The sequence below is a fragment of the Proteus genomosp. 4 str. ATCC 51469 genome, assembly GCF_003144375.1.
Lineage (GTDB): Bacteria > Pseudomonadota > Gammaproteobacteria > Enterobacterales > Enterobacteriaceae > Proteus.
On the sequence record NZ_PENV01000018.1, the window covers coordinates 87,001 to 98,306 of the forward strand.

Annotated in this window: 7 protein-coding genes; all 7 read left to right on the top strand. The window is 34.6% G+C overall.

Annotated elements, in window-relative coordinates; genetic code table 11:
- The first annotated feature begins 105 nt into the window (after nucleotides 1–105).
- Nucleotides 106–2,481 (top strand): type VI secretion system Vgr family protein, encoded by a 2,376-nt coding sequence (locus DK866_RS16205; protein WP_432206651.1) that lies wholly within the window; start codon nucleotides 106–108, stop codon nucleotides 2,479–2,481.
- A 9-nt stretch (nucleotides 2,482–2,490) separates the two neighbouring features.
- Nucleotides 2,491–3,354, top strand: coding sequence for a DUF4123 domain-containing protein (locus tag DK866_RS16210; protein WP_162557022.1), 864 nt, complete (start codon nucleotides 2,491–2,493; stop codon nucleotides 3,352–3,354).
- Nucleotide 3,355: 1 nt separating this feature from the next.
- The gene (locus tag DK866_RS16215; RefSeq protein WP_109409731.1) at nucleotides 3,356–6,043 is read left to right on the top strand and encodes a T6SS effector BTH_I2691 family protein; all 2,688 of its coding nucleotides are present in this window, start codon (nucleotides 3,356–3,358) and stop codon (nucleotides 6,041–6,043) included.
- Between the two features lies 1 nt (nucleotide 6,044).
- Entirely contained in the window at nucleotides 6,045–6,992 is a 948-nt protein-coding gene (locus tag DK866_RS16220; RefSeq protein WP_109409732.1) for a DUF6708 domain-containing protein, read from the top strand.
- Between the two features lie 23 nt (nucleotides 6,993–7,015).
- Complete coding sequence (locus DK866_RS16225; protein ID WP_109409733.1) at nucleotides 7,016–7,282, top strand: PAAR domain-containing protein; 267 nt, start codon at nucleotides 7,016–7,018, stop codon at nucleotides 7,280–7,282.
- Nucleotides 7,283–7,286: 4 nt separating this feature from the next.
- Nucleotides 7,287–8,465, top strand: coding sequence for a hypothetical protein (locus tag DK866_RS16230; RefSeq protein ID WP_109409734.1), 1,179 nt, complete (start codon nucleotides 7,287–7,289; stop codon nucleotides 8,463–8,465).
- A gap of 337 nt (nucleotides 8,466–8,802) precedes the next feature.
- A partial coding sequence (locus DK866_RS16235; RefSeq protein WP_244179718.1) for an ImcF-related family protein occupies nucleotides 8,803–11,306 on the top strand: 2,504 nt, incomplete at its 3' end.

Genomic DNA, 11,306 nt, shown 5'->3' on the forward strand with positions numbered 1-11,306 from the left:
TTTTATGGTGATTGGTAGGAGTAATTTGACAGTGAATAAGCACTAAGGAAATTACACCATTAATCAATTAAATACATGAAAAAGAGAATGTGAAAAATGGAGAATATGGTCAGGTATAATGGACAAAATCGCTATCATCTTAATGTACAAGGATGTGATGTTTTATTTGATGTAGAACACTTCACAGGACGCGAAGCAATAAGTGATACCTACCATTATCAAATTACCTTTACTTGCCAAGCCCAGGATTTACAGCCACAACAACTCTTGCGTCGTAGTGCAACCCTATCTTTTACACCGCCAATTAACAGTATTACCGATTTGGCAACACAAGAGCCCATCACCAAACAAGTTCATGGTGTTATCACACAATTTCGGCGTTTATCTGGATCTGTGGATGAAGCGCGTTATCAACTTGTTATTGAGCCTGTCTTTGCATTATTACGTCATCAAATCCGCTCTCATCGATTTTTCCTCAATCAATCTGTGCCTGATGTTGTAAGCCAAATTTTACGTGAGCATAATTTTAAAGATTGGGAGTTTGAATTTACACTTAAAAATGAATATCCCAAGCGTGAGCAAATTAATCAATACAATGAGAGTGATCGCCAATTTATAGAACGACTATTAAGTGAAGTTGGTATTTTTTACTCATTCTATTTGCAAGACCAAACACAAACTGAAGTTATCCATTTTGCCGATCGCCAAAGTGCTTATATCTTTGATAAAACATTACCTCTCAATAGCCCTTCCGGTATGAACGATAACCACCAAGAAAGCGTATGGGGATTATCATTACACCATCAAGTGGTCGAACAAAATGTATTAACAAAAGACTATAACCATCGACAAGCGCAAGACACATTATTATCTGCGGTTGCTGATATGACACGTGGTGAAGGTGATGAAATCCACTATGGTGAAGTTTATCATTACCAAGCAAGACATCTTACTCGTGGCGATAAACTCACACCTGAAGCAGAAACTGCTAACTTTTGGGCAAGACTCGATCATGAACGTTTTCTCACTCGACAAACCCGCTTAAAAGGTGAAAGTAATGCCGACTTTTTATCACCGCTCCAAGTGCTTTCTATCACTGATAACGCAATACCTTCATCATTACCGTCTGTGTTTCAATCACCGATTTTAATCACTCGCCTACGCTTTAGTGGTGGTCGAGAAAAAGCACTACAAGTACGGTTTAATGCCATTCCTTACAGTGAAACACTGTGCTGGCGTCCAGTTGTTAAACCTCGTCCAATTATTACAGGCACACTGACTGCGCGTATTACTAGTGCAAAAGATAACGATATTTACGCCCACCAAAATGAACACGGTTTTTATTGGGTAAAATTTGATGCTGACCGTGATGAAAAACCCATGGGTTATGAAAGTATGCCAGTACGTTTGGCAAAACCTTATGCAGGTGATACCTATGGGATGCATTTTCCGTTAATTCAAGGTACTGAAGTCGCTATCGCCTTTCATGAGGGCGACCCAGACCGACCTTATATCGCCCATGCATTGCATGATTCGCGTCATCCCGATCATGTCACGGATAGAAACAACACTCGTAATGTGATTCGTACCCCTGCAAATAATAAATTGCGAATGGAGGATAAACGTGGACAGGAGCATATTAAACTCAGCACCGAATATGGTGGTAAATCTCAGTTAAATTTAGGTCATATTGTCGATGCCAATCGTGATAAACGTGGTGAAGGTTTTGAATTACGTACTGATAGTTGGGGAGCAATAAGAGCAGGTAAAGGATTACTTCTTACGGCAGAAGAACAAACTAAGGCTGATGAGCAACAACTTAATATTGTTGAAATAAAACGCCAACTTTCTGATGCATTATCAACAGCAGAATCGCTGTCTACACTATTAGAAAAAGCAGAAGTTGACGCTTTAGATAACGAAACCCAAGCAACCTTTTTAGATAATAGTATTACTGAATTAAAAGAGCCTGTAATAATTGCTGGAGCTCCAGGGGGAATTGTTGTTTCTACACCTAAGCATATTCAGCATAGCAGTAATGGTAATCAAATATATTCAGCGGTAGGAAATACCGAAATATCATCTCTTAAGCGTTTATTTTTAATAGCGAAGAAAAAAATTGTACTCTTTGCTCATGAGTTAGGAATAAAACTAGTAAGTGCAGCAGGTAAAATTGAAATTCAAGCACAAACAGATGCCCTTGATTTAATTGCCCAAAAGGCAATTAATATCACAAGTACAAATGATGAAATTATTATTAGTGCTAATAAGAAAATAACCCTCCAATCTGGGGGATCTTATATCACAATAGAAGCAACTCAGATTGAACATGGAACTGGTGGGGACTTTAATGTAAAAAGCGCTAATCTTCAATATCTTGATGTTGCAACATTAAATACACCTTATCCTAATTTTACTGCTTGTGAAGTAATGGCGAGTGAAGCCGCTCAAAATGGCGACGGAATTATCCCTTTAAGCTAAGGAATGAATATGGAATATTATTTATCACAAGCTAAAAGTTTTAGTGAACATCAATATGCTGTTATAGATAAAGCATTTGCAAATGAGCTGGTTGAACGTTATCCCACGCTAGATATCGTTTCTTCACATCTTAAACCGCAATCACATCTTTATCCCGCACTGATATCACTACATGAACTTTCATCATCTGAATGGCAATCTATAATATCGGAAATAATGCAACAGTCGGCAGAAATTTCATCTTCTGCAAAAATTTGTTTACTCTTAGAAAGTCAGTTATCAGCAAATGAAATAAAAAATGAGCTGGCAAGTATGTTGCTAATTAGCGATGAACAACAAAATTATGTACTACGCTATTATGATCCTAGAGTTTTATTTCATTTATCTTGGATGTTAACACCTTGGCAATTACAATTATTATTAAAAACGCATTTAATTCAATCCTGGACTTACCTATTAGAAAATCAATGGAATACATTATGTTTTCCAGAACATATTAATTATCAAAAAGGCTCACCGACTGATTTACCATTAACACAAATTCACCAAATAGGTTTGATTAATCAAATAATAAATAAATTACCAAGAATAACAGTATTATCTGAAAGAATAAAAACCAGTAAGATAATTAATAAATTAATTACTCAAGCAAATAATTTAGGTTTGATGGCTCAAGAAGATATCATTAACTTTTCGTTTTATGGAGTAACATATCAATGTGCATTTTGGCTCCAAAATAATTTTAAAGAACTATTATATTTGTCATCTAAAAATCCTAAATATTTTTCAAGAATGATACTTAAAATAGATATTTTAAAATGGAATGAAATAAAATCTGAGACACCCACTTTAATTGAAATTTATGGAGAATAAAATGGACTCTTCTAGCAAACAAGAAGGCTGTAAATTTTGTACGCGATATGGGTTTCCGATATTACCCGTTAGACCCGCAATTATGTCTCAAAATGATATACTTCCTGTTATACCGAATAATATTGAAGTGCCGATTAATAATCAGGGCGAAACTGCATATACTCTTCGTTTATTACGTGCTGGCTATTTGAATATTTGGGATGAATTGGCTCAATCCTGGATAAATTATTATGTCACTAAAGATGGCTTCTATTACCCACTTCCACAAAATGGAGAGGCTCCAGATGATGTTCTTTCTGGTGAAGTAAAACCTTGTATTGATAAACCAGAAGAATTAGCAAGAGCTTCATTTATTACTCTCCCTATTTTCCCTGCACCATTAAAAAATGGAAATTTTTGGTTTTCTTGGTCTGAAGTGAAATGGACTGATGTCGTAAGAAAAAAACATGAAGAACCCAGTTTTTATCAAGAAAATATGCAATTATTTAATATGGATAGATGGCTTAAGACTAATAAAGAAAAACAATCATTACGACTTGATAAACCCGATGAATATATCTCTGAATACTTTCTTAAATCAAGAGAAAGCGAATTAAAACAGTGGTCACCATCTTTTCTATTTACAGCTTCAATCTTAACTAATGCTATTTATGGTGCAATAGCTTTAAATAAAAAATATCTTGCATCACCAAAAGCATCAGGGAAAGATATTGAAAAAATAGTTAATAGTAACTTTCATTCAAATGGTGCAATATTAGTATTACAAGATCCTGTTGGAATTTTAAAAGATTTATCCGCACTTATTCAATATGAACTTGATAAAGATGTTTATAAGAAAAAAGATATTGAGCGTGAAACTATGCTTTATACTACCATTTCTAGTTTAAAAGAAGGAATAAAAAACAAGTTTCAGTCTGATTATATAACAAAAACTATTCAAAATAATGATCTCAGTGAAAGTGTTGACGTTGTACGTGTAGATACTAATGGGATAGTTCATAAATATCCCGAAGGTGATACTACATATAAAGTACCGATAGATGCTCCTGATAGCGATATTATAAAGCAACTTCTAGCAAAATCAGTTATAGAACAAAAAACTCAAGCTCATTGGGCTAAATATGAAAAATATTATGATACTAAAAAATTCGATACTTTTGAGGAAGAGTTTAAAAATAGACTATCTGAATACACTCAAAGGATATTAAATCCTAGGATAGAACTCTATATTGATTGGTTTGAATCTCAGAAATTAACAGATTATTTTTTATATAATTTTGATGAAAATGATATTACAAGTGGTATGGAATACACTGCGACCGTTTGCTATGCTGTCGCAAATATGGCAAATAAAGAAAAGGTTAGAGATTTATTTAGTAAAGCTTTATTAAAAGATCTGACAGATAAAAGCAACATTGTCGCTAGAGCGCTTGCTTTTAATCATGAAACATTAATACAAAAAATTAACAAGGCAGTATTTCAATCCCCTAATCTGACATCTGTACCATGGAATGGTTTAATTGATGCTATGCAACAAACAGTGGATAAAGTAAATAATCCTGGTTTTAATGCTGATAGTGTAATGGGGCTATATTTAGCGAATTTTTCATCTGCTATTATAAAAAGTACAAATACTATTTTAGAGTCAAAAAAAGTATTTCCATTTTTAGTCACTCTTGGTGTTATTCAAAAAAAAGCAATTATTCCACTTAGTAAATCAGGTGAGTATAAACATTTTATCAAGTATGTTGTATCCGAATTGATGACGATTAATAATGGCGGGGTAACGCCTAATAAAGATTTATTAGAATTTCATGTCAGAGCAGAAATAAAACGTAAACAGTGTTTAGGTCTTGATGTTTATAATATAAAAAACCAAAATTATTTAATAGATATAGATATTACTGAATGGGAGAATATTAAAAATCTTCCTAAAAAAGCAAAAGAAGAAGCAATGGCAGGAATGTTATTTACCACCTCAGAATCAAAGGAAAAACTTCATATTCAGTGGAAAACTCAGCTCACAACAGGCTCAGGGAAAGCACTGACTTTAATGGGGGCTGGTGTATTATCTGGAATATTACAAACAGTAGCTGTGCTTTCCTCCGCCGATTTTGGAAATAAAAAAACATTAAATAAAGATCAATTAGAAGAGAATAGTCGATTTTATGCCGGAGCGGCGGCTGTTCTTGGCACTGGATTCGGTGTGATTGAAACCGGAATCAAAGAATATATTCGGGTTCATAGTCTGTTAACAACTCGCACTTTCAATGGATTAAAATCTTTAGAAACTGCATCCAAAATTATGGGACGATTTTTAGGATTAGCGGCGGGCGTTGTAACTGTTGCTTTTGATTTTTATCATATGGTTGAAGAAGGAGGGAAAGGCAATATAGGACTTTCATGGGCATACGGCGCTTCAGTAGCTGCTGGAGCATGGTTTATCTTTCTTATTTTTGCCTCAAGTTTAACCCCTATTGGATTAGTTATTACTCTAGTCGCCGTTATTCTTATGTTAGGAACAGCTATTTATATCGCTATTGAAGGACAGGATAATATCCAAAAATGGCTGGAACAGTGTTTATGGCAAAAAGTACCTAATGATAATCCTAAATATAAATTACCTCCTATTTATCCCACCATGGAAATGGAGATGTATGAATTTAAACAAGCACTAGGACAAGACTAAAATGGATAGTTACGGATTACTACAAAAATTTAAGCTTAATCGCCCATTAAATAACGAAGAAATAGCCGGTAGACTTGATCAAAATAGTCGTATTGATATAACCAATGAAGAATTAATTCCTGATATAAAAGTGATCGCAATAAATTCTCATTATCTAGAAATGGTGGATAAATATTATTCTTCAAAAGGGTTTGTGAGTCTTTTTTCTTCTTTAGGTACTATTGCATTCTTGGGAGGTGTAATATGGATCATTATACACTTTATTTTTTTTAGCCCACTATCTAAAGGAATCATATTATATATTATTACTATGGGATCTCTATTTCTTGCTATGGGGCTTTTTATGTTCTCTTTACTGAAAACAGAGTGGTTTGCATGGACACATTACCCATTACGTTTTGATCGTAAAAATCAGATGATTTACGCCTTTCGCACTGATGGCTCTATTATTTCAGTACCTTGGAAGAAGGTATTTTTCACCACGGGACTTGATTACGCTAAAAGTATGAAAAACGACTATTATATTAGTGGGCATGTTCTTGCTGATGATAATAAAACTATTGTTGATACCTTTTGCCTTCCTGCCTCCACCGGTAATTTTGAATTACTAAAATATCATTGGGAATTTATTCGACGTTATATGGAAGAAGGGCCTGAGAATATTATTCAACAAGTTGAATTTTGTTTACCTATAGCCAATAAAAAAGAAAGTTATGGATTCACGTTCTTTTATGTCAGCACGTTATTTAAAGGTATGTTGAAAATTTTAATGCCATTGATGTCTCCAATTATTTTTATTATTAGTATTCCTCGCTATATTGCAATCTTAACCAGTCGCCGTCCTATTTGGCCACAGGAAATAGAAGAGCAGTGCAAAATAGACCCTAATGATCCTTATATCTTAAATGAAAAAACGAATCCTAAAGATCTCTGGAAAGCATTTTATTAAAAGCCATTTTAAGGTATTAAATAATGAAAGGAATTATTCGCATCGGTGATAAGAATAGTAGCGGAGGCTATGTATTATCAGGATCATCTTCTATGATATTTAATGGTATTGGTGTTGCACGTTTAGGTGATGCTGTCTACTGCCCTAAAAAAGGGCATGATAATGTTGTAATAGCTCAAGGTCATCCCACATTTTTAGATGATGGTATTCCTGTTGCTTTCGATGGATATAAATGTAGCTGTGGTTGTACATTAATTTCTTCTCTTTCTAAAGCTAAAGTGAGTCAGTAAACTTATGCCTGTTGATTTATCATCTTTACCACCAAAAGCAAAACGCCATTCACTGCCCTCCATAAAAACATGGGGAAAGTTTTTTGTTTTTTTATTATGTTTTATTAATTTTATTAATTACTTTATCTTTCCTTTTCTTAATATAAAAAAGATATCAGTTTTACAAATATCTTTTTTAACCTTTTTAGTGTGGGGTGGCCTCTGTTTTTTCAGATATTTATTTTATATATTGCATCAAGTTATAGCTGATGGGTGGGATAAAAAAAGAGAAGAAGATAGAGATAATCTGATTATCATTGGACAGAGATATATAACCTTATTAAGTCAAACAATGATATTGCCTTATCTCGAAAATTGTAAAGATTTATCGACTCAAATAGTGGTTGGTAAATCATCGTTATTACCTTCATATCAATTAGATGGCAATGTTATTTATTGCTCTCAATTTTCTGATATTAAGGAGAATAATGTTACTAGAATAATAAATAGGTTAAATAAATTATTAATAGAACCATCATTAATATCTAAAATATATCAAATTTCTGATGATGCTAAATTTAATATAATAATATCATCTAACTATTCTAATTTTTCAGATGATGAAAAACTAGAGATTGATGAGATATTAGCTCAAAGAATAGAAAGAGCCTATGATGTTAGCTATACAGAAGAGGTAAAAATAGATTTAATTGATCATTGGTTAGATAGCCCTAAATTATTTGATTTTTTACTTATAATTAATATTTATTCTTTTGATACTCCTATTAATTGTCATAGTGAAGTAGCCACTGCACAATTTTTTTCTTTTTCTAACTACCATTCAATTAAGGGGATAGCAAAAATTCATCGTCCAGAATTGGTTGAAAATAAAAATATTTTCGATCTATTTAATGAAAAAATTAATACTGTAGCGATATGGAGCGATCTTGATAAAAATAAATTAAAAGATATATGGCTAACAAATTTACAAGATAATCATGAGAATGAAATAAAAATAAAAATTTTATCATCAGATATTAGTCGTCACACTGTATTATACGATATTAATCGTAGTATCGGATATACACATAATGCATCTCCTTGGGTAAATGTTTATATCACTACAACTCAATTAATTAAAGAAAAATCTCCACAACTATTAATTGATAAAAAAAATATTTTAATTGTTAATCCATTAAACTAAGTTTTATTAAAGCTTATTAATATTATAGCAGGGCAAAGGTATGGATATGAGGGTTTTCTTTTTCTATTTTAGAAATATTTTAAAAAAAACATGGGTAATTATACTGCTACTATTTATTGCTGTAATTTGTTTTTTATTTATCCTGCTATGCTCACTAAATGCCATTGACACAATAAAATATTCTATTCAAGAAAATATTTTTTTAAAAAAAACTTTAATTACAATGGTTATTGTATTTTTTAGTATTGTATTTTTATTTATAACTGCCCGATATATTGGGAAGTTTAACTATAGTAATGCTAGAGGGGAAAATAAAAACATCAAGTCACAGGTCCAGATGGATTATGCTAATACCAGCTTTATAAATAATATTATTGACTATAGTAAAAATTACTACAGCACTTTCTGGCGCAGAAAAATAACAATCCAACTCCTCATCGGCACCTCGACTTCTATCGAAAAACTCACTCCTAATCTAACAGCGGACATCTGGCAAGAAAACAATGGGACGTTACTTATCTATGGTGGTGATATCCATCAAAGTATTGATGAAAATTTAATTCAAGATTTAAAACAACTGCGCCGACGTCGTCCGCTCGATGCGGTTATTTGGGTGTCAGAAAATAACTTATCGCAACAACCGCTGGGTCATTCCTTATTTAATCACTTAAATCCGACCAATACAGACACAGCTAGCCGTTATTTCCACCAGCTATTTCGTCAATTACGCTGGCAAGCCCCCATTTGGCTTTGGAATATCAGTAATCACGGTGAAATAACAACAAATGAAGTACCCACAATCCTTTATTCAGCCCCTTTAAAAGCGACATCTGAAACGCTTTCTAATGACTTAAAAACGCTTTTACTGGCACTAGTGGAACAAGGCACACTAGCTGTCTTGCATAACCCAACACAAACTTACCTATTAGCATTAGCGCGTTTTCTTCAACATGAAGGATGTGAAAAAATCGCCAATACTTTGGCACCGCTTTTATCAGGTTATCGCTCCTTGCCGTTCGCTGGTGTGCTCTTTAGTACGGCTGTTAACAATAATGTGTCTGCAACTTCATCACAAAATAATCAATGGGTATCCAATTCCCATTGGAAAGCACTAATGGCAGCAAATTCACAATTACCCTATCAGTTAAAAGCCTCGCCTTTAGGTTTAAATTCCAAACGTATTTTGCAATATACCGTTGCAACCGCCATGACACTGTGGGGGATTGGTATGGTGGTTTCTTACTTTATGAATCGCCAATTAATTACCCAAAGCCAACAACAAGCACAGTTGGCGACAGACAATCATCAATCTGAGTTTGCCCGCTTGCAGGCACAATATGGCTTACAACAAACCTTAGGTTTATTAAGCCATCGAGAAAAAACTTCTGTTCCATTTTGGCTACGCTTTGGCTTAAGCAGTAATAACGCATTACTTAGCCATCTATGGCCGGTTTATAGCCAATCTATGTTGCCGCTATTGCGCGATGCAACACAACAACACCTTGAAAATTATCTTCACGCGTTTATGCAGTTCCCGCCTGAAAGTGCAGAACGAATTGAAGGTGCTCAATCCGCTTATCAAGCCTTAAAAGCCTATTTAATGATGAGCGATCCATCCCGTATTGATCCGGCATTCTTCACTGAAAGTGTATTACGCATTTGGCCTGAATATAACGGATTAAAAGAAGGGGAATGGCAAACATTAGGCACCGAATTATTAACCTTCTATGCCTCTCAATTGCCTTATCACCATGAATGGACAATCAAGCCTAATCGAACTTTAGTGGCAGGAAGCCGAACCATTCTTATTCGCCAAATTGGTCAACGTAATGGCGAATCTGCGCTTTACCAAAAAATCTTACAACAGGCACAGCATAACTTTGCAGATATGAGCTTAGATGATATGACGGGGGATACCGATGTCAGCTTCTTACTCAGTACCACTGAAACCGTACCCGGTATTTTTACCCGTAAAGCGTGGGAAGAGTCGATTGAGCCCGCGATTAAAAAAGCCGTTTATGAAAGACGAGAAGAAATAGATTGGGTATTAAGTGACACACAAAAAGAGACCGATATTGATATCTCACCTGAAAAACTCCAGCAAAACCTGACAGAACGCTATTTTAATGATTTTTCAGGCAGTTGGTTAAGCTTCCTCAATGGCTTACAGTGGCGAGAAACACAAAGTCTCTCCGATACCATTGATCAACTCACCTTAATGAGCGATGTCAGACAATCTCCCATTATTGCCTTAATGAATACGCTTTCTTATCAAGGTAAAACAGGTCGTCAACAAGAAAAACTAGCAGACTCTTTTGTTAACTCAGCCAAAGATTTATTAAACAAAGAACAACAGCCGGTTATTAGTCAAAAAGCGGAATTTACAGGCCCTCTAGAGCCTGTTTTTGCGCCAATATTGGCATTTACCGATCCTCAATCTTCAACGCAAAACAGTGATGTGTTAAGCCTGCAAGCCTACCTCACACGCGTGACTAGAGTTCGCTTAAAACTTCAACAAGTTGTTAATGCCCCCGATCCACAAGCCATGTCTCAAGCATTGGCTCGAAGTGTTTTTGAAGGAAAAACGGTCGACTTATCAGAAACGCAAGATTACGGTAGCTTAATCGCGGCAAGCTTTGGGCAAGAATGGAATAGCTTTGGTGAGACATTGCTTGTGCAGCCCATGTCTCAAGCATGGCAACAGTTATTAGCGCCCACTTCACAAGGTATCAACACTCAATGGCGAAATGCGATTGTGAATGATTGGAATAGGGCATTTGGTGGTCGCTATCCACTCAAAAATACGCAAAGTGAAATCTCATTACCGTTAATGGCGCAATA